The organism is Mycoplana sp. ABR4_002 (assembly GCF_056159645.1).
In genome coordinates this window covers 3,055,591-3,078,238 of the sequence record NZ_JBSWVO010000001.1, presented here as the reverse complement: position 1 = coordinate 3,078,238, position 22,648 = coordinate 3,055,591, and the positions used below count along the sequence as shown (strand labels likewise).

Here is a 22,648-nt window from a genome sequence, read left to right as displayed (position 1 = left end):
CTAGCATATGAAGGAGCTCCCAACGGGCGCGCGGGCCGTCGTCATCGGCGGCGGCATCATCGGCTGTTCGACGGCATACCATCTGGCGAAACTCGGCTGGACCGATACCGTCCTGCTCGAGCGCAAGAAGCTGACGTCGGGCACGACCTTCCATGCCGCCGGCCTGGTCGGCCAACTGCGCAGCAGCGCCAACATCACCCAGCTGCTCGGTTACTCGGTCGATCTGTACAGGACGCTTGAGGCCGAGACCGGGCTCGGGACCGGCTGGAAGATGAACGGCGGGCTACGCCTTGCCTGCAACGAGGAGCGCTGGACCGAGGTCCGGCGACAGGCAACGACGGCGCGCTCCTTCGGACTGGAGATGGAACTGCTGACGCCGAGGGAGGCGCAGGCCCTGTGGCCGCTGATGGCCATCGACGACCTTGTCGGCGCCGCCTTCCTTCCGACCGACGGCCAGGCCAACCCCTCGGACATAACCCAGGCCCTGGCGCGCGGGGCGACGATGGCCGGTGCCGCAATCTTCGAGGATACGGAAGTCACCGATCTCGAGATCGAGGACGGCCGCATCCGTGCCGTCGTCACGGCGCAAGGCAGGATCCGCTGCGAACGGGTGGTGGTTTGCGCCGGGCAGTGGACGCGGGCCTTCGCGGCCCGCTTCGGCGTCAACGTGCCGTTGGTGCCGATGGAGCACCAGTATCTGATCACCGAAGCCTTCGGCGTTCCGTCCGGCCTGCCGACACTTCGGGATCCGGACCGGCTGACCTACTACAAGGAGGAGGTCGGGGGACTGGTGATGGGCGGCTACGAGCCGAATCCGGCGCCGTGGGCCGTGGACGGCATCCCCGAAGGCTTCCACTACAGCCTGCTCAATCCGGATCTCGAACGTTTCGAGCAGATCATGGCGCTGGCGCTCGGGCGCGTGCCGGCACTCGAGACGGCGGGCGTCAAGCAGCTGCTGAACGGGCCGGAAAGCTTCACGCCCGACGGAAACTTCATCCTTGGCGAAGCGCCGGGGCTGCGGAACTTCTTCATCGGCGCCGGCTTCAACGCCTTCGGCATCGCCTCCGGCGGCGGTGCCGGGATGGCGCTCGCCGAATGGGTCGCCAAGGGCGAGCCGCCTTTCGACCTCTGGCCGGTCGACATTCGCCGTTTCGGCAGGCCCCATTTCGATTCCGACTGGATCAGCAAGCGCACGGTCGAGGCCTATGGCAAGCACTACACCATGGCCTGGCCCTCCGAGGAGCACGCCAGCGGGCGTCCGTTCCGGTGTTCGCCGCTATACGAGCGGCTGAAGGCGCAAGGAGCCTGCTTCGGCGAGAAGCTCGGATGGGAGCGGCCGAACTGGTTTGCCGACCTTGCCGCGGGCGAGGCGCCGCAGGACGTCTATACATTTGGCCGTCCCAACTGGTTTTCCGCCACCGCGCGCGAGCACCTGGCCGTGCGCGAGGCCGCGGTGATCTTCGACCAGACCTCGTTCGCAAAGTTCACGCTGAAGGGGAGGGATGCGGAACGGGCCCTGTCGTGGATCGCTTCCAACAATGTGGCGCGCCGGCCGGGTTCGGTCATCTACACGCAGATGCTGAACGACCATGGCGGCATCGAGTGCGACCTGACCGCCGCACGTCTGACCGACGACGAATACTATATCGTCACGGGGACCGGCTTTGCCGTCCATGACTTCGACTGGATCGCGCGAAACCTGCCGGCGGGTCTGGACGCAACGCTTGAGGACGTCACCGACCGATGGGCCGTGCTGGTGCTGATGGGCCCGAGGTCCCGCTCGGTCCTGCAGGAGGTGACGAGCGACGACGTGTCGAATGCGGGCTTCCCGTTTGCCAGCGTCCGGCCGATCACGGTCGCCGGCCGCGCCGTTCGCGCGATGCGCATTACCTATGTCGGCGAACTCGGCTGGGAGTTGCACATGCCGGTGGCGGACGCGGCGGCGGTCTACGATGCGCTGATGCGGGCGGGCCGCGGCGCCGGTATCGCCAATGCCGGCTATCGCGCGCTCGAGAGCTGCCGCCTCGAAAAGGGCTATCGTGCCTGGGGCTCGGACATCGGCCCGGACCACACGCCGGTCGAGGCCGGTCTCGCATGGGCCGTGAAGAGCGGCTCGGCCGTCGATTTCCGCGGGCGTGGCGCGGTCGAGCGCCAGCTTGCCGAGGGTGTGCGCAAACTGCTCGCCAGCTTCGTGCCGGACGATCCGCAGATCGTGCTGCTGGGGCGTGAGACCATCTATCGCAACGGTGAGCGGGCGGGGTGGCTGACGAGCGGCGGCTTCGGTCATACGATCGGCCGGCCGATCGGCCATGGCTATGTTCGCAACCGGGACGGCGTCGATGCGGAGTATGTACTGTCCGGGCGTTACGAGCTTGACGTTGCCGGGGAACGCGTCCCGTGCACGCCGCATTTGGCGCCGCTCTACGACCCGACCGGCAGCCGCGTGCGGGGGTGATCGGCCGGGGCCGAGCCATCCGCCGCATGGCACCGGTGATTCTTGGAAAGGTGACGGCAGAAGCATGGCGCGATCTTGCCGATGAGGTGCCGAGATGCGCTCTTTTTATCGCACCCATTTCGAAATTATCCTTCAAAAGCACTATTTTAGTGGGCCGCCCGCAAATCGGCTTTTCTTGGCGTAACGAATGTGCAAGGGATTTGCCGCATGGTGATGGGGCGGAGGGCCCGTGGATGGCTCTGTCCCAGGGACAGATCGTGGTGGGACATTGACCATTTCCATCGACGCGTTTGATGGTGCGGACCTTGTCCGGTATCGGCGTCGTGCCTCGAGAGGCTGCGGCGAGAGGAATTGCAGTGTGATGAATAAGAGTGAAGGCATCCACAACTCGGCAACGAGGGTTGCTGGGGTTTTGGCGCGCCTTGCCGCCGGGGCGGCAATCCTGACCCTTTCCGGTTGCCTGGTGCCCAGCGATGGTCCACTCACCAGCCAGGTCGTCGAATCGGCGGCGACCGGCGGCAGTTCCTACAAGATTCCGCAGAGCAAGCTCGTCTTCGACGTCGTCGACATCGACCAGCGCGTGGCCAACAGCGTGAAGGCGCTCGGCTCGCCGAGCCTGGCGCGGACGTTCGGCTTCGGTGGCGCCGGCGGCGTCCCGGTGATCGGCGTCGGCGACAAGCTCCAGGTGACCATCTTCGAAGCCGGCCCTGACGGCCTGTTCTCCACGACGGACAGCAAATCCACCACGATCCCGGTGGTCGTGCAGCCGGACGGTCGCGGCCAGATTCCCTATGTGGGATCGGTGCGCTTTGCCGGCATGACGCTGGAGACGGCGCGCGCCACCATCGTCGAGGCGTTGAAGGCCAAGGCCGTCGAGCCGGACGTGCTCGTATCGATGGCCGGCAACGAGTCGCGGGCCGTTTCCGTACAGGGCGCCGTCAATCGCTCGTCGGTAATTCCGCTCGGGCTCGAGGCCCAGCATCTCAGTGAAATCCTTGCGTTCGCCGGCGGTCCAGCCAAGCCGGCCTACGACACCTACGTTACGCTCAAGCGCGGTTCACGCTCGGGAACCGTCCTGCTGCAGACGATCGTCGACAATCCGAAGGAAGACATCATCGTCCGACCGGGCGACCGGATCTTCGTGGACTATGATCCGCAGACTTTCTCCGCACTCGGCCAGACCAAGCTGACCGGCAAGATACCGTTCGAGGCGAGCAAGCTCAGCCTCATCGAGGCAGCAGCGCTGGCGGGCGGCGGCAATCTCACCACGGCCGATCCGAAGGGCTACTTCGTGTTCCGCTACGAGGTCGAGAGCGTCTACCGCAACGTCGTCGGCGACGACCGGTTCCGCGACCTGCTCGCCAAGGGGATGATGTCCGACGGCCAGGGACGCTACCCGATCATCTACAGGCTGGATCTGGCTCAGGCGCAGAGCTTCATCGTGGCCCAGTCCTTCCCGGTGCGGAACCACGACGTCGTCTATCTGTCACGTCATCCGTCCTCCGACTTCGGGCGGTTCGTCTCCATCGTCAGCGGCACGGTCTCGACGACCAACATCGCCAACCGCACGTTCGGAAACTGACGGACGAGGGGACGGCTTGGAGCAAGGAAGGCGCCCGTCGGGCCCGCTCAGGCTTTGCCAATGGCCGGCGTCCCGTGCTAGACGGCGGCAGTTGCCATCCATCGTAATCCGGGCGATCGGCGGGCGAGCGAAAGCGGGATCGGACCATCGTGGGCGACGGACAACGCAGGACCTATGCCGTCACTTCCACCGGCCTCTGGCGGATCCGGGACGACCTGTCACGATTGCTCGATGCCGAAGTGGTCTTCTGGCCGCTCTGCAATCCCGCCCGCGTCGATGCGTTCGTTGGCTGGGGGTGGAGGCCATCGGCACGGCGCGCGACTGCCCTTTCCCGGCGCACGGGAAAGCCGGTGCTGCTGCTCGAGGATGGCTTCATCAAGAGCTTCGCGCCGGGGCGTGACGAGCCCTCGCACTCGTTCGTCGTCGATGACAAGGGCATCTATTTCGATGCCACCGGCAGCAGCCGCCTGCAGGTGCTTCTAGACAACGCAACGCCGGATTCGGGGGGGCTGGAGCGCGCCCGCCGCCTGATCGCGACGATACGCCAGGCCAGACTGTCGAAATACAACAACGGGCCGATCATCGGTACGCGGGCGGCCGGGGTCCCGTCGGGTCGCCCCTTCGTTCTCCTCGTGGACCAGGTTGCCGGAGATGCCTCCATTTCCGGTGCGCTTGCCGAGGACGGCACCTTTGCCGAGATGCTGAAACACGCGGCCGAGCACCATGCCGGAAAAACGATCGTCGTGCGCACGCATCCGGCCGCCGGTGACCGCAGCCTGATCCGCCAGGCGGCGCAGCGCATGGGCATCGATATCGTCGTGCCCGCGCCCATGAACCCGTGGCCGCTCCTGGAGGAGGCCGACATGGTCTACACGGTCTCGAGCCAGCTCGGATTCGAGGCGCTGATGGCCGGAAAGCCCGTTCACTGTTTCGGTGTGACCTTCTATTCCGGCCGGGGCGTCACGACCGATCGGATCGCGCCGCCGGTGGCGCGCGCACCGGCGAGCGTCGAACAGATCTTCGATGCAGCCTATGTCCGATACACAAGCTATCTCGACCTCCACGACCGGTCCCACTGCGAAATCGAGCATGCCATCGAGCAGGCGATCACCGTGCGGGACCAGCGCCACCGCTTGCCGAAGCGGATCGTCACCGGCGGCCTGTCGCCCTGGAAACGAAAGGCCCTGACGCCCTTGCTGAAGGGAATGGGCGGGGCCCCCCTCCATGCCAGGAACGCGGACCTGGCCATGCGCAGGGCAAGGGCGATCGGCGGGACCGTTGCGCTCTGGGGTTCGGACAAGCCGTTGCCGCCCGGAGGGGAGGCGATCCGGATCGAGGATGGCTTCATCCGCTCCAAGGGCCTCGGGGTGTCGCTGGTTGTGCCCTCTTCGGTGGCGCTGGATGGCGAGACGGCCTACTACGACGCCCGCAAGCCCAGCGGACTGGAGCGGCTGATCGCCGGCACGGAATTCGATGCGTCATTGCTGCGGCGCGCGGAGTCGCTGCGCCAAATGCTGGTCGAGCGCGGTATCTCGAAATATAACGTCGGAACCGCCGCGGCGTTGCCGCAGGTCGCGACCGGACGCGTGAGGATCCTGGTGCCGGGCCAGGTGGAGAAGGACGCCTCGATCCGCCTCGGCTCGCCCAGCATCAAGTCGAACGCAGCCCTGGTGGCGGCGGTGCGAGCCCTCTATCCCGATGCCTATGTCGCCTTCAAGGAGCATCCGGACGTGGTGGCCGGGATCCGTTCCGGCGGCGCCGCACCGACCGGAGCCGACCTGATCGTCCGCGATGGCGACATCATGCATTGGATCGGCTGGGCCGACCGGATCGAAACGATGACGTCGCTTGCGGGGTTCGAGGCGCTTCTGCGCGGCAAGGCTGTCGGCGTTCACGGCATGCCGTTCTACGCCGGCTGGGGGCTGACGGATGACCGCCACCCGATCGAGAGGCGGAAGCGGCAGGTGGATCTTTCGATGCTCGTCGCCGCGACGCTGATCCTCTATCCGTTCTATGTTCATCCGCTGAGCGGAATGCCATGCCGCCCCGAGGACCTCGTGCAGGAGATCGCCGCAGGGCGCAAGCAGTCGCGCTCGCTCGCCGAAAGGTCGGTCGCGCGTGTTTCGCGCACGGCAAACAGGATCGCGGTCAGGTTGCGCGACCGCAAGCTTGGATGATCCGTCGCGGCGACGCGCCGGGCACAAAGGCCCTTGTCTGGTTGCAAAGAAACCGCACCGGCCAAATTGTTGCCTATAACAAAGTCTAGTTGGTCTCTTCTCGGTTGATAGATTTGGCCTTTCGTGCAAGGTGCAATCTATCCAAGCGCATATCTTACGTCCACTGGAACATCATGCCGAGCAACAACGATTCTCTGAATCGATCAAAAGAGAACGGCGTGCACGCGGGAAAGCGCTCCAGTGTGAGGCCGTCCCCGCTGATCTATCTCAACTTGCGCCGCAAGCCGGGTAATCCGCTTCCTGTCAAGAGCGTGCCGCGCATACTGCTGCTTCAGGGGCCGGTCGGACCGTTCTTTCGCAAGGCCCAGATTCTTTTGAACGAGAGCGGCTTTGATGCCTGGCGCGTGTGCTTCAATGTCGGAGACAGGCTGTTTGCCCTTCGCGAGAAGACGCTGAGCTTCTCCGGGACCGCGGACGCCTGGAATGCCTGGCTGTCGGAAATGATCGGCGAACATGGGTTCGACTATGTCGTGCTGTTCGGCTGCGAGCGAGAGATCCACCGTGTCGCAATCGGTTGTTGCGAAAGGCTGGGCGTGCCGGTGATCTGTCTCGAGGAAGGATATATTCGTCCCGGCAACATCACGGTCGAATTCGGCGGCAACAACTGGCGCTCGCCGATCGCCGGAAAGCTGCCCCCGGCGGACTATTCGCGGCCGGCGGATCGCCCGCGGGGCGTGGCCTATCCCTCGTCGTTCGGCGCCATGGCGTCCTACGCGCTCGTCTATTTCCTGCTGCGGAACCTGCTTTCGACCGCGGGCGAACGCAGGCTGTTCCACAAGCGCAAGCGGATGCTTGTCTCCGAGGCGTTTTACTGGATCAAGAATTATTACAGGAAGTTCCGCAACCTCAATGCCAACTATCGCTGCATAGAGAGGCTGCTGGAGCACTACGACCGGAAATACTATCTCATTCCGCTGCAGGTGCATGACGACAGCCAGTTGGGACGCGCGGCCGGAAGCTGGAATACGCAAAAGCTGATCCTGAAGGCAATCGTCTCGTTCGCGCGCAACGCACCGGCGACGCACCAGCTGGTGTTCAAGATCCACCCGATGGAACGGGGCCACAGCCGCGACCGGCAGTTCATTCGGCAGGTGAGCCTGCTCAACGACGTGGCCGATCGCGTCCACATCATCGACGGCGGGTCTCTCGGCCTGATCACCCGTCATTCGGCCGGCATGGTTACCATCAACAGCACTTCCGGCCTTTCCGCCATCCAGCATGGCATCCCCCTTGCCGTGCTCGGCCAGGCGATCTATCGCCATCCGGATCTCGCCTATTGCGTCAACAAGGGGATCGATCTCGACGGCTTCTGGACCTGGAACAAGGTCGCACCGGCCGACGTTCGTGCCCGCTATCTGTCGTGGCTGCACGAGCGGTGTCTCGTGCAGGGCGACTACTATGCCTATGAAGGCATGGAGATCGCGCTCCACGCCTTGCGGGACAAGCTGATCGAGGCCGCCGCGCGCCGACCGGTCGCCGAACCTGATCGGGCGTCTGCCCGGGTTGTCAGTGCCGCCTTTCGAAGAGGCGCCCTGGGCACGGCGCAAGGCTAGCGCCGGACGCAGGAAAGCGCACGAGGTGAATTTGACGGCCAGACGGACCGGTTTCCGGCAGACGGCGCGGGCTGTGGTATCCCGAAGTCAGGTCAGTGCCGCGACAAACAGCTCGGTTTTGTCGAAATCAAAATCAACCGCCGCACCGCCCTGATAGCGAAGGGCGATCCATTCGCCCTCGGCAATCGGCGCGATGCCGCTCACGCAGAGCTTGCGGCCGGTAGGCGCTCCGGACAGCGATGCCGTGCCGATCACGGTTCTGACCCCGTCGACAACGACTTCGAAGTTGCACGAGGCCACGGTCGCGGGGACGACACAGAGGTTGACGAGGTAATGCGCGGTCACCGGAGCAATCAGCCGGTTGCCTGTGCCGGCTGGAACTGCGTCGCCCAGTACGAAGCCGCCGGTGGCAAAACCGGTGTTCGTGAAGCCGATGAAGCTGTCGGTCGGGGGCGTGATGATGCCCGCCGCCAGCCAGGCCCTGGCCGCAGGGCGCATGGGCGTTGCCACATGGCCGGTCGCGCCGATGCTCAATGCGACGCGCCAATCGTCCCCGCTTGCCACCTTGATGGTGAAGTCGTTGCTGCCGGCGAGCCCCAATTCGGCGTGCCCGCTCCAGCCGGTCTGGAATAGCAGGCTGGCCGTGTCGCCGGACGTGGCCTTGTTGATTTTCAGCCGGTGGTCGACGCCCGCATGCGTGAAAAGGCTTGCTTCTGACGCGACTGTCAGCCGATTGGTCTCGTCCGCTGTCGCATTGACGCCCAGGCACGGCATCTGGGCAAAACGTTGCCACCGGCTGCCGTCGTGGACATACAAGCGCTGCTCGCCGACACACCATGCAAGCCAGCCCTCGTGGGGCTGCACAAAGTGCCACGTCCCGTCGCGCCATTGCGCGACCTTGCCCGCGGCATTGCTCCAAGCTCCGGTCGGCTCGGCATCGACGCCAAAACAGACCCCGTCGGCGGGGGACGGCGGCGGGCTGTTCAGGATCCCGGCAATTGCCAGCTGGACCATGCCGTCGAGCGCATCCAGCGCCTCGTTGTGCGGTACGTGCTTCTGCGCCTGGGAAGGAAGGATGTAGGGAAGCCCCAGCCGTGTCGTTTGCTCCTGCATTGCTGCCTCCTGAGGTTGCCATCGGTCCTCAGGATAGAGCCGGTCCGCCAGGTCGGGGAAAACCGGCTGCCAGGAAATGCGGCGGAGGGGCGGCTGGGCCGACCCCTGCCGGTTGGCGCGGACAGCCGATCCGGTCCGTTTAACTTGTTGATTGAAGGAGACGTTTTGTTCCGTGCAGGCTTTTGGGTCGGGTCGAACGTCGCGTGACGGACAGGTTGCAGGCGCCGATATGTCTCTGTACTCCGTCTGGAACCGTCCCCTTTTGCGTCTACTTTCCACTTGCGAGGTTGGCTTCGTGGACCGCGATCGCCTCCTCGATATCGTCGTAGAATGTGATCTTCCCGTCCTTGATGATGCCGCCCACATGACAGAAGGCCCGCAGCAGCGAGGACGAGTGGGACACGAGCAGCAGCGTCGCGTTCTCGCGTCGCTCGTCGAACACGCGCTTGCTCTTCTTCTTGAAGTTCGTGTCGCCGACGGCGATGACCTCGTCGATGAGATAGTATTCGAAGCCGATCGCCATACAGATACCGAAGGCGAGGCGGGCCGACATGCCGGCGGAGTAGGTTCGCACCGGCATGTCGAGATAGGAGCCGAGTTCGGAGAAGTCCTTGACGAATTCCAGGACCTCGTCGCGATCCTTGCCATAGATGTCGGCAATGAACCGGGTGTTCTGCGCGCCGGTCAGGCGGGCGTGCACGCCGCCCCTGAAGCCGAGCGGCCAGGAGATTTTTCCTTCGCGAAGGATGCGCCCGGAAGTTGGCGTGTCGATGCCCGAGATCAGCCGCATCAGTGTCGACTTGCCCGCGCCGTTGCGTCCGAGAATGCCGACATTCACGCCCGGACGAAATGCCGCCGAAAAGTTCTCAAGGATCACCTTCCGGCCACCGCGCGGGTTCTTGAAAACCTTGGTTACATTGTCGAAGACGATCATTCGGCCTCAAGCAGTTTGTTGCGGTACAGCCGCTCGAGCGTGAGACCGGTGACCAGAAGGCCCGTTGAAACCGAAAGCAAATAGGTCCTGTTGAGAACGCTGACATAGTCGAGGTAGGTCGCCGACCGGAACCACTCGACGCAGTGGAGGAACGGGTTCCAGTACACGATCGCCAGCACCGATGGCGGAAGCGTCGAGGCGACAAAGATGACGCCGGACGACAGCATCAGCGGCATGTTGACGTGTTTGAGCAAGGTCGCCCAGGGCGGCACCAGCGTACCGACGACGGCGTTGAAGACGGCGAAGGAAAAGGCGAAGTAGCCGATCGCCAGGAGGCTGGCGGCAAACTCCAGCGGGTAGACGATAATCGTGCGCTCAAGGCCGACGTGCATGAAGAAGATGAACAGCGTGCAGATGATCATCCAGATGATCATCTCCAGCAGGAAGGCCGCCACGATCGTGTCCAGCGGCTTCACAAGCGGGTATGTCAGCATCGCCTGGTTGTGCGACAGTCCGTTCGCGGCCTTGCGTGCCAGAAGATTGGTCATCCTAAAGCCGATGATGCCGGTGAGGAAAAAGAGCATAGCACTGTCGCCAAAGGGCAGCGACGACCGGATGAACGCGTGCGCGCTCAGGAAAAGACCGACGTAGATGGAGGGTTCGGCCAGCGTCCAGAGATAGCCGATGCGGCTTTCGCCAAAGCGCGTCACGCTGCTGCGGACGACGAGCGCGGCGATAACGCGCGCATTCTCCCTCAGCGCATACCCGAAGGTCTTTTCCGTCAGAAGCATGGCGAAACCGATGTCTCCGTTAGCGCTTGCGCATCAGATCGCATGGTCCTTGATCGACTTGTAGGCGAAATATCCGACTAGCCAGACCGCGAAAAACGCCAGGAAACCGAGCATCGTGTTTAAAATGCGCCTGGGGTAGATCGCGATCTCGGGAAGGCGCGGGCTCACATAGGTCGCGAAGAAGCGCTCCTGCTTCTGCGCCTCCACCAGTGCCGACTCCAGACCGGCGAGCGATGCCGAATAGGCCTTGACCGCAAACTCCTGCTCGATCGTCAGCTTGGTGAACCGGTCGATCACATCGGTGACGTTCTCGGTCACGACGCCGGCATTGCGGCCGGTCTTGACGGCTGTTCCGGGGCCGACGCGCGCCTTCTGCTCCGCCAGCTGCGCCTCCAGCGCAATGATGCGCCGCTCCAGCACCTTGGCCGAGGGCGCGTCGCGGCTAACCGTGTTCATCAGCGCCTTATAGCGCGTGCGGGTGGAGGCCAGTTCCTGTTCGAGCGAGCCGATGATGCTCGATTCCATCGTTACAAGGGCCGCGGGGTCGATTGCCTGCTCCGTCTGGCGCAACACTGACATCTGCTCGCGGATGTCGGAAAGGCGCCCCTCGGTACGGTCGACCTGCTTGTTGATGACGTCGAGATATTGGTTGCGGGATTCCTCGGACAGGCGGTTCACGAGGTTCTCTGACACCAGCAGGATGGCATCGGTGATCTGTTTGGCATCCTCCGGCCGGAAGGCATAGACCTGCAGCGTCACGTTGCCCGTGGTCGAATTGAAGCTGACATTCACCATGTTGCGCCAGTAGTCGATGAACTGATCAAGCGGCTCGGCGGCATCATTGCGGTAGAGAAAGTCTATGCCGTCCTGGGCGTATACCTCGCGGACATCGAGCCCGGACTGATCGTTTATGTCCTGCAGGATCTGCTGCGAATGAATATAGTCGGCGACGATGTAGGAATCGCCCGACTGCGGGGCCGTGCCCATCAGGGTGCCGAGGCCGAGTGCGTTGAACGAGTTCTGGCTCGAGCCCCGCACAGCGAACTGCGTTTCGACCTCGTATTGCGGGCTGGCGACGAAGGCGAAGTACAGGCCGGTGAAGATGGTCGGGACGATGACGGCAAGAAAGAAGGAAATGGTTGTCCAGCTGACCTTCCGGATTTTCCTGCTGGGAAGCTTGGGCATCTCGAAGATGGACTTTGCCGAGAAGTTCTTCCCGGGCACCGGCCTTGCCGGCTGCAGGCCGTCATCGTCGTCGTCGAAAGGATCGCGCTTGACCTTTGTCCTGGCCGCGTCGGAGGCTTCACGGATCAGGCGTTGCTTCTGACGCTCGGCGCGCTGCATGACGCGGGCCTTTGCGATGTCCAGGAGGTTGTTGGCCTGCGAAACATCGCGGGTTTCAGCTTCCGGCACCGGTGCTTGGGGCGCAGGTTCTTTGCTCACTTCGACACTCTCGCTGCTGGATGCTTATGCCTGATTAACTGCCTGATGGAACGGCAGTTTATGCGATCAGTAGCGGTGTTACAAGGTTGCCGGCCCGCTCTTTGAGCCCGACGATTTGTCGATGGCCCCCGGCCAGCAGTCGCCGAAAACCCCGCCTGCGTCCCTTGTTGCCGTTCTTTCGGGTCATTTTGTGGCCCCGCCGCCGTTGCGACTGGCCCATCCTATGAAGGGCGGATTGGCGAAATCGACATCCTCCGCCTGCTCCGTCTTGCCGTAGACGAAGGGCGATCCGTTCGGCTGGGATACGCTGCCGCCGGCCGCGCGCAAGACGGCATCGCCCGCGGCGGTATCCCACTCCATCGTGCGCCCGAAGCGCGGGTAGACGTCCGCGAGGCCCTCCGCCAGCAGGCAGAACTTGAGCGAGGAGCCGATCGACTGCCTGCTGGTGATGCCGTGCTCCGCGATGAAGGCGTCCGTCTGCGGATCGCCGTGCGACCGGCTGACGACCGCCGTCAGTCCGGCGCCACTGGATCTGCAGCCGATGTCGTGCCGATTCTCAATTGTAAGGTCGGGCCCGATGGCGAGCTTTTCCGCCCGTCCCGCCGCGGCCGAAAAGGCAATGCTCAGCGCCGGGGCGTATACCACGCCGGCGACAGGCACGCCGTCTTCGATCAGGGCGATGTTGACCGTGAATTCGTCGCGGCGGTCTATGAACTCTCGGGTGCCGTCGAGAGGGTCGACCAGAAAGAAGCGGCGGCCGCGGATGTCCGGCACGCGCCCCGCCGCGACCGATTCTTCGGCGACCACAGGGATGTCGGGAAAGGCGCGGCGCAGTTGCGTCAGGATGATCGCCTCGGCGCGCTCGTCGGCCTCGGTGACGGGCGAGCGGTCGTCCTTGAGCGAGACCGTCGGACCGGTCCGATAGACCGCCAGAATTTCCTTGCCGGCATCGAGGGCGGCCTTCTCCAGGGTGTCGAGCAAGTTCGCGGGGAGTGTCTGCAAAGTCATGAACCGTTCCTATGGCGTCTTGGGCGTGGACTTCAAGCCGATCCGTCACGCTCGCACAAGTGCGATGTCGGACATTGGCCCGGATCCGCCGGTTTTTCACCCAGGCCGATGGTCACGAGCGCGGTGATCCGCCGGCCGGGTGCAAGCTGGGATTGCGGCGCGTCCCAATCCGCGCGCGAAACCGGCCGCGCGTCCGATCCCGGTCGCCGACGGCTCCGCCTGCCATCATCTCTCACGCGAGCTGAAGGTCGGTGGATTCCGCGGTAAGGCGGCGCTTTTCCTTCGCGAAACCTTGTTTTTCCGGCTTTTATGCCGAGGGAATCGTCAAATCCACTAAAAAGGCGAGGAAGTTTGTCAGGTGCGACATTTTAGGCTTCCCTTTTGATTGGAAAGCAGTATGGAATCCCCCCATTCGAGGGCCTGTCCAATAGGCTCAAATAACAAGAGATGCGGCCCCACGGGAGCGCATCCAGGGGATAGGTAATGGAATATTTTGTCCAGCAGCTCATCAACGGGCTGACTCTAGGCTCGATCTATGGCCTGATCGCCATCGGCTACACGATGGTCTACGGCATTATCGGCATGATCAACTTCGCCCATGGCGATATCTTCATGCTCGGCGGCTTCGCTGCCCTTATCGTCTTCCTGATCCTGACCAGCATCTTCGTCGGCCTGCCGGTTGCAATTCTGCTTCTGGTGATGATGGCCGCGGCGATGTTGACGGCGTCGCTGTGGAACTGGACGATCGAAAAGGTGGCCTACCGGCCGTTGCGTGGCTCCTTCCGGCTGGCGCCGCTGATTACCGCGATCGGCATGTCGATCACTCTGTCCAACTTCATCCAGGTCACGCAGGGTCCGCGCAACAAGCCGATCCCGCCGATGGTGTCGTCGGTCTACAACGTGTTCGGCATCTCGCTCTCGCTGAAGCAGATCCTCATCATGGTCCTGACGGTCGTGCTGCTGGCGGTGTTCTGGTACATCGTCAACAAGACGGCGCTCGGCCGCGCCCAGCGCGCCACCGAGCAGGACCGCAAGATGGCCGCCCTGCTCGGCATCGACGTCGACCGCACGATCTCCATCACCTTTGTGATGGGCGCTGCCCTGGCGGCCGTCGCCGGCACGATGTACCTGATGTACTATGGCGTGATCGTCTTTACCGACGGCTTCGTTCCGGGCGTCAAGGCCTTCACCGCGGCTGTTCTGGGCGGCATCGGCTCCCTGCCGGGCGCGGTGATCGGCGGGCTTCTGATCGGCCTGATCGAGTCGCTGTGGTCGGCCTATTTCACGATCGACTACAAGGACGTCGCGACGTTTTCCATTCTCGCCATCGTCCTGATCTTCAAGCCGTCCGGCATCCTCGGGCGACCGGAAGTCGAGAAGGTATAATTTCATGGCAACCATCTCCTATTCGAAAGAGAGCGCCGGCAGCAGCCTGACGGCGAAGGCTCTGCGCGAGGGCTTTTTTGCTGGCCTGATCGCCCTCGGCCTGTTCGTCCTGTTTGTCGGTCTCGAGACGACCCAGAACATCCGCAACGAACTGGTGCTGAACCAGCGTTGGGGGCTGCTCGCGGTCTTCGTTGCCGTGGCCGCTGTCGGCCGGTTCGTCGGCGTGCTCTACGTCCAGCCCTGGGTGGCTGCCCGCAAGGCCGCCAAGTCGGCGGTGGTGGTGAAGGACGCGCCGGAAAGCTTCCTTGCCCGCAACTTCAGCAAGCTGGCGATTCTCGCGCTGGTGCTGATGCCCCCGGTCGCGGTCGCGCTGGTGGGCGTCCAGGGCTCGCTCAAATGGGTCGACAACTTCGGCATCCAGATCCTGATCTACGTCATGCTGGCATGGGGCCTCAACATCGTCGTCGGCCTCGCCGGTCTCCTCGACCTGGGCTACGTCGCCTTCTATGCCGTCGGCGCCTATTCCTATGCGCTCCTGTCGCAACATTTCGGCTTTTCGTTCTGGATCCTGCTCCCGCTCGCCGGCATTCTCGCCGCCTTCTGGGGCATCATCCTCGGGTTTCCGGTGCTGCGGCTCAAGGGTGACTACCTCGCCATCGTGACGCTCGCCTTCGGTGAGATCATCCGCCTCGTTCTGATCAACTGGACCGAGGTGACGCGGGGAACGTTCGGCATTTCGGGCATCCCGAAGGCCAGCGTATTCGGAATCTGGTCGTTCGACATCGGCGCCGACAACAACTTCGCCAAGGTCTTCGACCTGCCGTTGTCGTCGGCCTACTACAAGATCTTCCTGTTCTACGTGATCCTGGCGCTGGCCCTGCTGACGGCGTTTGTCACGATCCGGCTTCGGCGCATGCCGATCGGTCGCGCCTGGGAAGCGCTGCGCGAGGACGAGATCGCCTGCCGGTCACTCGGCATCAACACGGTGACCACCAAGCTCACCGCCTTTGCCACGGGGGCGATGTTCGGCGGCTTTGCCGGCTCCTTCTTCGCGGTCCGCCAGGGCTTCGTCTCGCCGGAATCCTTCGTCTTCCTCGAGTCCGCGATCATCCTTGCGATCGTCGTGCTCGGCGGCATGGGCTCGCTTGTCGGCATCGCGGTCGCTGCAACCGTGATGGTGGGCGGCACGGAGCTGTTGCGCGAGATGACCTTCCTGAAGACGATCTTCGGACCGGAGTTCACGCCGGAGCTCTACCGCATGCTGATCTTCGGCCTCGCCATGGTCGTGGTCATGGTCTGGAAGCCGCGCGGCTTCGTCGGAAGCCGTGAACCGACCGCGTTCCTGCACGAGCGCAAGTCCGTGTCCGGCAGCTTCACCAAGGAAGGGCACGGTTGATGGCCCCCGAGACGAATACGATGAACAACGATCCAATCCTCAAAGTCGAGCATCTGTCGATGCGCTTTGGTGGTCTGATGGCGATCAACGACCTGTCCTTCGAGGCGCGTCGCGGCGACATCACTGCCCTCATCGGCCCGAACGGCGCCGGCAAGACGACCGTGTTCAACTGCGTCACCGGCTTCTACAAGCCGACCATGGGCATGATCTCGATGACCCAGCGGTCCGGCAAGCAGTTCCTGCTGGAGCGCATGCCCGACTTCGAGATCACGAAGGACGCCAAGGTCGCCCGCACGTTCCAGAACATCCGCATGTTCTCCGGCCTGACGGTGCTGGAAAACCTGCTGGTGGCCCAGCACAACATGCTGATGCGCGCCTCGGGCTATACCATCCTCGGCCTTCTCGGTTTCGCCGGTTACCGGCGGGCCAGGGAACGGTCGATGGAGGTCGCCAAGCATTGGCTGGAAAAGGCGAACCTGCTCGACCGAGCCGACGATCCGGCCGGCGACCTGCCCTATGGTGCGCAGCGCCGCCTCGAGATCGCCCGCGCCATGTGCACCGGGCCGGAGTTCCTCTGCCTCGACGAGCCGGCGGCCGGCCTCAACCCGCGCGAGTCGCTGGCGCTCAACGAGCTGCTGCGGTCCATCCGCAAGGACACGGGCACGTCGATCCTGCTGATCGAGCACGACATGTCGGTGGTGATGGAAATCTCCGACCATGTCATCGTGCTCGAATACGGGCAGAAGATCTCCGACGGCACGCCCGATCAGGTAAAGAACGATCCGAAGGTCATCGCGGCCTATCTGGGCGTCGAAGACGAAGAGGTCGAACAGGTGATCGAGCAGATCGAAGGCGAGGGGGCGCAGCACTGATGAGCGAGACCCTTCTCAAGGTTCACGGGGTTGAAACCTACTACGGCAACATCCGTGCACTCGCCGGCGTCGACGTCGAGGTCAAGCGCGGCGAGATCGTCAGCCTCATCGGCGCCAACGGCGCCGGCAAGTCGACGTTGATGATGACGATCTGCGGCAGCCCGCAGGCCCGCACCGGATCGATCGTCTTCGACGGCCAGGACATCACCAAGCTGCCCACCCATGAGATCGCTCGGCTGCGCATCGCGCAGTCGCCGGAGGGTCGGCGCATCTTTCCCCGCATGACGGTTTACGAAAACCTGCAGATGGGGGCGAGCCTCGACAACCTGAAGTACTTCGACGAGGACGTCGAGAAGATCTTCGCGTTGTTCCCGCGGCTCAAGGAGCGCAAGTCGCAGCGCGGCGGTACGCTGTCGGGCGGCGAGCAACAGATGCTGTCGATCGGCCGTGCACTGATGGCCCGGCCGAAGCTCCTGCTTCTCGACGAGCCGTCGCTCGGCCTGGCGCCGCTGATCATCAAGCAGATCTTCGATGCCATCAAGGTGCTGAACAAGGAACAGGGGCTGACCGTGTTCCTGGTCGAACAGAACGCTTTTGCCGCGCTGAAGCTGTCGGACCGCGGCTATGTGATGGTGAACGGCCGGGTGACGATGAGCGGTTCGGGCCACGAACTGCTGGCCGATCCGGAAGTGCGCGCCGCCTATCTTGAAGGCGGAAGACACTGACGACGGTCAAGGGGAGTATGTGACATGCAAGGAATTCTCTACGAGGAACCGTCGTTCATGCAGTTTCTGTTCGTCACCGTCATCATGGGCGGATGGACGGCCTGGCGGACGGGAAAGAGTGTGGCGGAAAGCTGGGAGAGCTATCGCCGCCTCGTCCTGTACGTGCTGCTGCTGGGCGGTGCGATTCGCTTTATCCACCATGCGCTCTTCAATGGTAGCATGCTGACTTTGCAGTACTATTTCGTAGACACGGTGGTTCTTTTGTTGTTTGCTACGGCCGGTTATCGCTACTACCGCACCCTGCAGATGACCAATAACTACTACTGGCTCTACGAGAAGGCCTCGCCCTTCTCCTGGCGGGCCAAATAGAGAGGGAACACCGCGTTCGGCGCGTTGGGCGCCGATCGTGGAACAACGATACCGTCGCAATGACGGCGGGCATTGCGACTGGTTAAAACCAGCCTGCCTTAAACTTGGGAGTAACAAGATGAAGAAGTCTCTACTGTCGGCTGTTGCACTTGCTGCGATGGTCGCTTTCAGCGGCAACGCTTGGGCCGACCTGCTGATCGGCGTGGGCGGCCCGCTGACCGGCCCGAACGCCGCCTTCGGCGCGCAGCTGCAGAAGGGCGCCGAGCAGGCTGCCGCCGACATCAATGCGGCCGGCGGCATCAACGGCGAGCAGATCAAGATCGTGCTCGGCGACGACGTCTCGGATCCGAAGCAGGGCGTTTCGGTCGCCAACAAGTTCGTCGCTGACGGCGTCAAGTTCGTGGTCGGCCACTTCAACTCGGGCGTGTCGATCCCGACCTCGGAGATCTATGCCGAGAACGGCATCTTCCAGATCACGCCGGCCTCCACCAACCCGACCTTCACTGAGCGCGGCCTGTGGAACACGTTCCGCACCTGCGGTCGTGACGACCAGCAGGGCGAAGTTGCGGGCGCCTTCATCGCTGCCAACTTCAAGGACGCCAAGGTCGCCGTCATCCACGACAAGACCCCGTATGGCCAGGGTCTGGCTGACGAGACCAAGAAGTCCATGAACGCCGCCGGCGTCACCGAAGCCCTCTATGAAGGCATCAACACCGGCGACAAGGACTTCTCCGCGCTCATCGCCAAGATGAAGGACGCCGGCGTTTCGGTCGTCTACTACGGCGGCCTGCACACCGAGGCCGGCCTGATCATGCGCCAGATGAAGGACCAGGGCCTGAACGCTACGCTGATGTCGGGCGACGGTATCGTCTCGAACGAGCTGGCCTCGATCGCCGGCGACGCGGTCGATGGCACGCTGATGACCTTCGCTCCGGACCCGCGCAAGAACCCGGCCGCTGTCGAACTGGTCGAGAAGTTCCGCGCTGCCGGCTTCGAGCCGGAAGCCTACACGCTCTACGCCTATGCAGCCGTGCAGGTCATCGCGGAAGCCGCCAAGGCTGCCGGCGGCAACGACCCGCAGGCCGTGGCCGAGGCGACCAAGGCGCAGGGCCCGTTCCAGACCGCGATCGGCGAGCTCGGCTTCGACGAGAAGGGCGACATCACCCGTCCGGACTACGTCATGTACACCTGGAAGAAGGGTGACGACGGCAAGTACAGCTACTTCCAGAACGAGTAGTCGTTCCGGCGGGGCGGGCGGTACAGTGCCGCCCGATCCGGAAAAAAACAGGGGCCCGGCGCTTGCGTCCGGGCCCTCTTCATGTCTGCACTGAGGGAACGAACGGAGGGCGCAATGGCGAAGGCACGGATCCTGGTAACCCGGAAGTGGCCGGATGCGGTAGAGGCCGCGCTGGCAGAACGCTTCGACGCATCCTTCAACCGCGATGACCGGCCGCTGGACCAGACGGCGCTGGGCGAGGCGCTGACTCGCTACGATGCCGTGCTGCCCACCGTCTCCGACCGACTGCCCGCTGCGGTCTTCGACCGCCCCGGGATCACGGCGAAGATCCTCGGCAACTACGGCGTCGGCTACAATCATATCGACGTTGCCGCCGCCGCGGCCCAGGGCATCGTGGTCACCAACACGCCCGGCGTCCTTACCGATTGCACCGCCGACATCGCCATGACGCTGCTGCTCGCGGTGGCCCGCCGCGCCGGCGAGGGCGAGCGGGAGCTTCGGTCCGGCGCCTGGACGGGCTGGCGACCGACCCACATGATCGGGAGCAAAGTGACGGGCAAGACGCTCGGCATCATCGGCTTCGGCCGGATCGGCAAGGCGATGGCCAGGCGTTGCCATTTCGGATTCGACATGGACGTGGTGTTCTACAACCGCTCGCGCGTCGATCCTGCCGAGGCCGCGCGGTACGGGGCACGCCAGCTCGACAGCATCGAGGCGGTGCTGGCGGCGGCCGATTTCGTCTCGCTGCACTGCCCGGGCGGGGGAGAGAACAGCAAGCTGATCGATGAGGCCCGCCTCGCGGCAATGAAGTCCTCGGCCTTCCTGATCAACACCGCGCGGGGCGACGTCGTCGACGAGGCGGCGTTGACGGCGGCCCTGGCCGAACGGCGGATCGCCGGCGCCGGGCTCGACGTGTACGCCAGCGAGCCGCAGGTGCCGGAGGCGCTGCGCTCGCTGGAGAACGTGGTGCTGCTTCCCCATCTCGGCAGCGCGACCGCCGAAACCCGCACGGCGATGGGAATGAAGGTGGTCGACAACGTCGCCGCCTTCTTCGAGGGGCGTGAGCCGCCGGATCGGGTCGCCTGAGGGAAGCCGGATGACGGGGGGTGGGCGTACGATCATGATCGTCGGCAATGGCGACCTTCCGGACGGGGCGGCGAAACAGATCGACGCGGCGGAGATCGTGATCCGCTTCAATGATTGCCGCTCGTTTGGACGGGGCGGGCAGACGGCGGACATCGTCGCCGTCTGCAACACCGGTCGTCCCGCGCTCGCCATGCTGGGCGGCGGCCACTGGAAGCTGCATCCGGCGGTTCAAGCGGCGAGCGCGTTCTGGTGCGTGCGCGATCCTGCGCGATATGCGGCCCTACGACCGGGGCTGGCGTGCAGCCATCCTGAACTGGACGATTTCTGCGACGACTACACGCTTGGCTTCCAGACCTTTGCGGCGGCGACGGGACGGCGCTGCCACATCGTTCCGGCGCCGGTCCATGACGCGCTGGATGACGAACTGCGGGCTCTCTCGCCCTCGCCTTACGCCGTGCCGAGTTCCGGCCTTATCGTCGTTGCCGAGGTGCTCGAGAACCATGCCTGCGCGGACGACCGCGTGGTGATCGCCGGTTTCGGTCATGCGGGCTGGGAGGGCCATCCCTTTGCCGCCGAGCGCGCCTGGACCGAACGGCTGGTCTCTGCCGGAATGCTCCACCGCTTGTCCTGAGGCCTGATTGGCTCAGGAAGGGTTGATGGCAGGGGCTTCAGTTCCATCCTGGAACAAATCCGCAGTTTGTATAGACTTTTACAGGTCCCATTAGGGCGATGTGAAATTCACCCAGTTATGTTCACTGCAAGGAAATGCGGAGAGCGTAATGTTTCGGCACGGTGGAGCATCGGCAGTGGTACGGGGAAGTTCCCCGACCCTCCTGCGGGCTGACCTGTCGACGCTGCTGCCCTATGGTTTTCTCGTCGCTGCTGCGCTGACGACCGGGATCCACCTGATCCTGATGGCCCTGCATGCGCCGTTCCGGTTGCTGCCGATGCCGGAACCGGCATTCTTTTCCCAGGGCACGACGCCTTCGATCCTGATCGCGATCAGCGTGGCCGCGCTGCTGGCAGCTCTTGCCATGCTCGGCATCGGGGGCTGGGACCATGTCCGCGCCAGGGTGGAGCGGGCGGCCTGGGCCGAAACGGCACTCGACGCGGTCGACGCCGAGACGATCGTCAAGGCGCTGGATACCGGTGCCTTCCAAGGCTTCGTCGCCGTTTTCAGCGTGGAGCATTTCTCGTTTCTGTCCGGCCGGCACGGAACCGCCTTTGCGGGTGCGGCTATCGACATCGTGGCGGAGGAACTGTCGCGTACCTTCCATGCGCCGCATCGGGTGGCCCGAACATCCGATTGCGACTTCGTCGTCATGGTTGCCGGGGAGAGCCACGACGACTGCGTGCTGCTGTGCGAGCAGGCGCGCCGTTCCGTGGAAAGCCGCACGATCTCCGTGGGCCGGCAGGAACTGACGGTCTCGCTGGCGGCGGGCATCGCTCAGGCGACGGCGAACGCATCACGATCGGCGACCTTGGAAGACGCGCGGCGCGCGCTTGCCCACGCGCGGGACTCCGCCAGCATGCGCGCCGTCTATGCCTATTCCGGCCATGCGAAGGTCCTGCGCTAGCGGCAACCCGGCACCCTCGATCTCAGACCAGTAGCAGCCTGTCGGGGTCGTTGACCTGCACCAGCCGGCCGTGCACGATGACGCCGTGTTGCTTCAGATGGGCAAAGGCCCGCGACAGCGCCTCCGGCGCCAGACCGAGTTTGCCGGCAAGCAGGTTCTTCTGATAGGGCAGGCGGAAGCTGACGTTGCGTGAGCCCTCAGGGCATTGCTTCTGCAGATAGTGCGCGACGCGTTGCGGAGCGGTATGGAGCCGGTCGTCCGCAAGCGTGGAAAGGCTGCCGGCGAACTGACGCGACAGGACCGCGGCCAGCGCGAGCGCCAGATCGGGCTTCTGCCCGGCAAGCTCACGCACCCGGCGCAGGTCGAACTGCGCCACCCGGACGCTGTCGGTCGCCTGTGCGCTGGCGCAATAGACTTGCCCGTGCAGGCAGGCGCTGGCGCCGACCAGTTCTCCGGGCTCATGGACCAGAAGGTCAACCTCGCGCCCGCGCAGCGGCCGGTGGAAAGTCCGCACATAGCCGCTGAGCACGCAGTAGAGCGCTTCGGCAACGTCGCCTTCCCGGAACAGGACCTGGCGCGGCCCGATGGTACGGATCGTGACCAGCTTCAGCATGGCCGACGCGGTCTCAAGTTCAAGGGCCGACAGCAGCGGCAGGCGCATCAGCGTCTCGCGATCCCATGCCGTCGCCCTCATCAGTCTGTTCATCGCTCTCACACCCGCTCCTTTCCGCCATCGTGCCGAGCGAAGGCCGGTATCTGACGATGGAGGATTGCCGAATTTGGGAATGATAGGGCGAGTTTGCAGCCGCTTTGTTGATTTCGGTCAAATCATGCCGCCGGACGGTCGGCGGCGAAACAACGCGACGGAGCCGGACGCATCGGCG

20 protein-coding genes are annotated in these 22,648 nt (G+C 64.1%); 14 read left to right on the top strand and 6 right to left on the bottom strand.

Annotated features, from left to right (window positions below; genetic code table 11):
* Nucleotides 1-7 precede the first annotated feature (7 nt).
* The 5 genes from ACXAGF_RS14710 (at nt 8) to ACXAGF_RS14690 (ending at nt 7,827) form a co-directional block, all read left to right on the top strand.
* The gene (locus ACXAGF_RS14710; RefSeq protein WP_475018139.1) at nt 8-2,455 is read left to right on the top strand and encodes a GcvT family protein; all 2,448 of its coding nucleotides are present in this window, start codon (nt 8-10) and stop codon (nt 2,453-2,455) included.
* A gap of 26 nt (nt 2,456-2,481) precedes the next feature.
* Nucleotides 2,482-2,727, top strand: a complete 246-nt coding sequence (locus ACXAGF_RS14705; RefSeq protein ID WP_475018138.1) for a hypothetical protein — start codon at nt 2,482-2,484, stop codon at nt 2,725-2,727.
* A gap of 89 nt (nt 2,728-2,816) precedes the next feature.
* Complete coding sequence (locus tag ACXAGF_RS14700; RefSeq protein WP_475018137.1) at nt 2,817-4,037, top strand: polysaccharide biosynthesis/export family protein; 1,221 nt, start codon at nt 2,817-2,819, stop codon at nt 4,035-4,037.
* Nucleotides 4,038-4,186: 149 nt separating this feature from the next.
* Nucleotides 4,187-6,214 (top strand): capsular polysaccharide biosynthesis protein, encoded by a 2,028-nt coding sequence (locus ACXAGF_RS14695; RefSeq protein ID WP_475018136.1) that lies wholly within the window; start codon nt 4,187-4,189, stop codon nt 6,212-6,214.
* 218 nt (nt 6,215-6,432) lie between these two features.
* A complete protein-coding gene (locus ACXAGF_RS14690) occupies nt 6,433-7,827 on the top strand; it encodes a capsular polysaccharide export protein, LipB/KpsS family (RefSeq protein WP_475018135.1) in 1,395 nt (464 codons plus the stop codon).
* An 87-nt stretch (nt 7,828-7,914) separates the two neighbouring features.
* On the opposite strand, the gene ACXAGF_RS14685 is transcribed toward ACXAGF_RS14690, so the two are convergent.
* The 5 genes from ACXAGF_RS14685 to cysQ form a co-directional block, all read right to left on the bottom strand.
* Nucleotides 7,915-8,940 (bottom strand): DUF2793 domain-containing protein, encoded by a 1,026-nt coding sequence (locus ACXAGF_RS14685; protein WP_475018134.1) that lies wholly within the window; start codon nt 8,938-8,940, stop codon nt 7,915-7,917.
* Between the two features lie 268 nt (nt 8,941-9,208).
* Nucleotides 9,209-9,874 (bottom strand): ABC transporter ATP-binding protein, encoded by a 666-nt coding sequence (locus tag ACXAGF_RS14680; protein ID WP_475018133.1) that lies wholly within the window; start codon nt 9,872-9,874, stop codon nt 9,209-9,211.
* Nucleotides 9,871-10,665 (bottom strand): ABC transporter permease, encoded by a 795-nt coding sequence (locus tag ACXAGF_RS14675; protein ID WP_475018132.1) that lies wholly within the window; start codon nt 10,663-10,665, stop codon nt 9,871-9,873. The genes ACXAGF_RS14680 and ACXAGF_RS14675 overlap by 4 nt, the downstream gene beginning before the upstream one ends.
* A gap of 33 nt (nt 10,666-10,698) precedes the next feature.
* A complete protein-coding gene (locus tag ACXAGF_RS14670; protein ID WP_475018131.1) occupies nt 10,699-12,108 on the bottom strand; it encodes a KpsE/RkpR family capsule polysaccharide export protein in 1,410 nt (469 codons plus the stop codon).
* Nucleotides 12,109-12,291: 183 nt separating this feature from the next.
* Entirely contained in the window at nt 12,292-13,116 is an 825-nt protein-coding gene (cysQ, locus tag ACXAGF_RS14665) for a 3'(2'),5'-bisphosphate nucleotidase CysQ (protein WP_475018130.1), read from the bottom strand.
* 483 nt (nt 13,117-13,599) lie between these two features.
* Here cysQ and ACXAGF_RS14660 point away from each other — a divergent pair, with 483 nt between their 5' ends.
* The 9 genes from ACXAGF_RS14660 (at nt 13,600) to ACXAGF_RS14620 (ending at nt 21,764) form a co-directional block, all read left to right on the top strand.
* A complete protein-coding gene (locus ACXAGF_RS14660; protein WP_475018129.1) occupies nt 13,600-14,502 on the top strand; it encodes a branched-chain amino acid ABC transporter permease in 903 nt (300 codons plus the stop codon).
* A gap of 4 nt (nt 14,503-14,506) precedes the next feature.
* A complete protein-coding gene (gene livM / locus ACXAGF_RS14655) occupies nt 14,507-15,898 on the top strand; it encodes a high-affinity branched-chain amino acid ABC transporter permease LivM (protein ID WP_475018128.1) in 1,392 nt (463 codons plus the stop codon).
* On the top strand, nt 15,898-16,770 hold the full coding sequence (locus ACXAGF_RS14650; protein ID WP_475018127.1) for an ABC transporter ATP-binding protein: 873 nt from the start codon (nt 15,898-15,900) through the stop codon (nt 16,768-16,770). The genes livM and ACXAGF_RS14650 overlap by 1 nt, the downstream gene beginning before the upstream one ends.
* Nucleotides 16,770-17,495, top strand: coding sequence for an ABC transporter ATP-binding protein (locus tag ACXAGF_RS14645; RefSeq protein WP_475018126.1), 726 nt, complete (start codon nt 16,770-16,772; stop codon nt 17,493-17,495). The genes ACXAGF_RS14650 and ACXAGF_RS14645 overlap by 1 nt, the downstream gene beginning before the upstream one ends.
* Nucleotides 17,496-17,519: 24 nt before the next feature.
* Nucleotides 17,520-17,864, top strand: a complete 345-nt coding sequence (locus ACXAGF_RS14640; protein ID WP_475018125.1) for a DUF6867 family protein — start codon at nt 17,520-17,522, stop codon at nt 17,862-17,864.
* A 118-nt stretch (nt 17,865-17,982) separates the two neighbouring features.
* Nucleotides 17,983-19,101: a branched-chain amino acid ABC transporter substrate-binding protein gene (locus tag ACXAGF_RS14635; RefSeq protein ID WP_475018124.1), complete on the top strand. Its 1,119-nt coding sequence runs from the start codon at nt 17,983-17,985 to the stop codon at nt 19,099-19,101.
* Between the two features lie 114 nt (nt 19,102-19,215).
* A complete protein-coding gene (locus tag ACXAGF_RS14630; RefSeq protein WP_475018123.1) occupies nt 19,216-20,187 on the top strand; it encodes a 2-hydroxyacid dehydrogenase in 972 nt (323 codons plus the stop codon).
* Nucleotides 20,188-20,221: 34 nt separating this feature from the next.
* Complete coding sequence (locus ACXAGF_RS14625) at nt 20,222-20,818, top strand: Urease operon accessory protein (RefSeq protein ID WP_475019304.1); 597 nt, start codon at nt 20,222-20,224, stop codon at nt 20,816-20,818.
* A gap of 175 nt (nt 20,819-20,993) precedes the next feature.
* Complete coding sequence (locus ACXAGF_RS14620) at nt 20,994-21,764, top strand: GGDEF domain-containing protein (protein ID WP_475018122.1); 771 nt, start codon at nt 20,994-20,996, stop codon at nt 21,762-21,764.
* A gap of 22 nt (nt 21,765-21,786) precedes the next feature.
* On the opposite strand, the gene ACXAGF_RS14615 is transcribed toward ACXAGF_RS14620, so the two are convergent.
* Nucleotides 21,787-22,470 carry a Crp/Fnr family transcriptional regulator gene (locus tag ACXAGF_RS14615; protein ID WP_475018121.1) on the bottom strand — a complete coding sequence of 228 codons (684 nt, stop codon included), beginning with the start codon at nt 22,468-22,470 and terminating at the stop codon, nt 21,787-21,789.
* Nucleotides 22,471-22,648: the final 178 nt, after the last annotated feature.

Bases quoted from the DNA above. Each gene is read 5' to 3' on its own strand.
- ACXAGF_RS14660 (WP_475018129.1), top strand. From the start codon at position 13,600: ATGGAATATTTTGTCCAGCAGCTCATCAACGGGCTGACTCTAGGCTCG.
- ACXAGF_RS14685 (WP_475018134.1), bottom strand. From the start codon at position 8,940: ATGCAGGAGCAAACGACACGGCTGGGGCTTCCCTACATCCTTCCTTCC.
- livM (WP_475018128.1), top strand. From the start codon at position 14,507: ATGGCAACCATCTCCTATTCGAAAGAGAGCGCCGGCAGCAGCCTGACG.
- ACXAGF_RS14645 (WP_475018126.1), top strand. From the start codon at position 16,770: ATGAGCGAGACCCTTCTCAAGGTTCACGGGGTTGAAACCTACTACGGC.
- ACXAGF_RS14640 (WP_475018125.1), top strand. From the start codon at position 17,520: ATGCAAGGAATTCTCTACGAGGAACCGTCGTTCATGCAGTTTCTGTTC.
- ACXAGF_RS14650 (WP_475018127.1), top strand. From the start codon at position 15,898: ATGGCCCCCGAGACGAATACGATGAACAACGATCCAATCCTCAAAGTC.
- ACXAGF_RS14625 (WP_475019304.1), top strand. From the start codon at position 20,222: ATGATCGTCGGCAATGGCGACCTTCCGGACGGGGCGGCGAAACAGATC.
- ACXAGF_RS14710 (WP_475018139.1), top strand. From the start codon at position 8: ATGAAGGAGCTCCCAACGGGCGCGCGGGCCGTCGTCATCGGCGGCGGC.
- ACXAGF_RS14700 (WP_475018137.1), top strand. From the start codon at position 2,817: ATGAATAAGAGTGAAGGCATCCACAACTCGGCAACGAGGGTTGCTGGG.
- ACXAGF_RS14705 (WP_475018138.1), top strand. From the start codon at position 2,482: ATGGCACCGGTGATTCTTGGAAAGGTGACGGCAGAAGCATGGCGCGAT.
- cysQ (WP_475018130.1), bottom strand. From the start codon at position 13,116: ATGACTTTGCAGACACTCCCCGCGAACTTGCTCGACACCCTGGAGAAG.
- ACXAGF_RS14635 (WP_475018124.1), top strand. From the start codon at position 17,983: ATGAAGAAGTCTCTACTGTCGGCTGTTGCACTTGCTGCGATGGTCGCT.
- ACXAGF_RS14675 (WP_475018132.1), bottom strand. From the start codon at position 10,665: ATGCTTCTGACGGAAAAGACCTTCGGGTATGCGCTGAGGGAGAATGCG.
- ACXAGF_RS14680 (WP_475018133.1), bottom strand. From the start codon at position 9,874: ATGATCGTCTTCGACAATGTAACCAAGGTTTTCAAGAACCCGCGCGGT.
- ACXAGF_RS14615 (WP_475018121.1), bottom strand. From the start codon at position 22,470: ATGAACAGACTGATGAGGGCGACGGCATGGGATCGCGAGACGCTGATG.
- ACXAGF_RS14630 (WP_475018123.1), top strand. From the start codon at position 19,216: ATGGCGAAGGCACGGATCCTGGTAACCCGGAAGTGGCCGGATGCGGTA.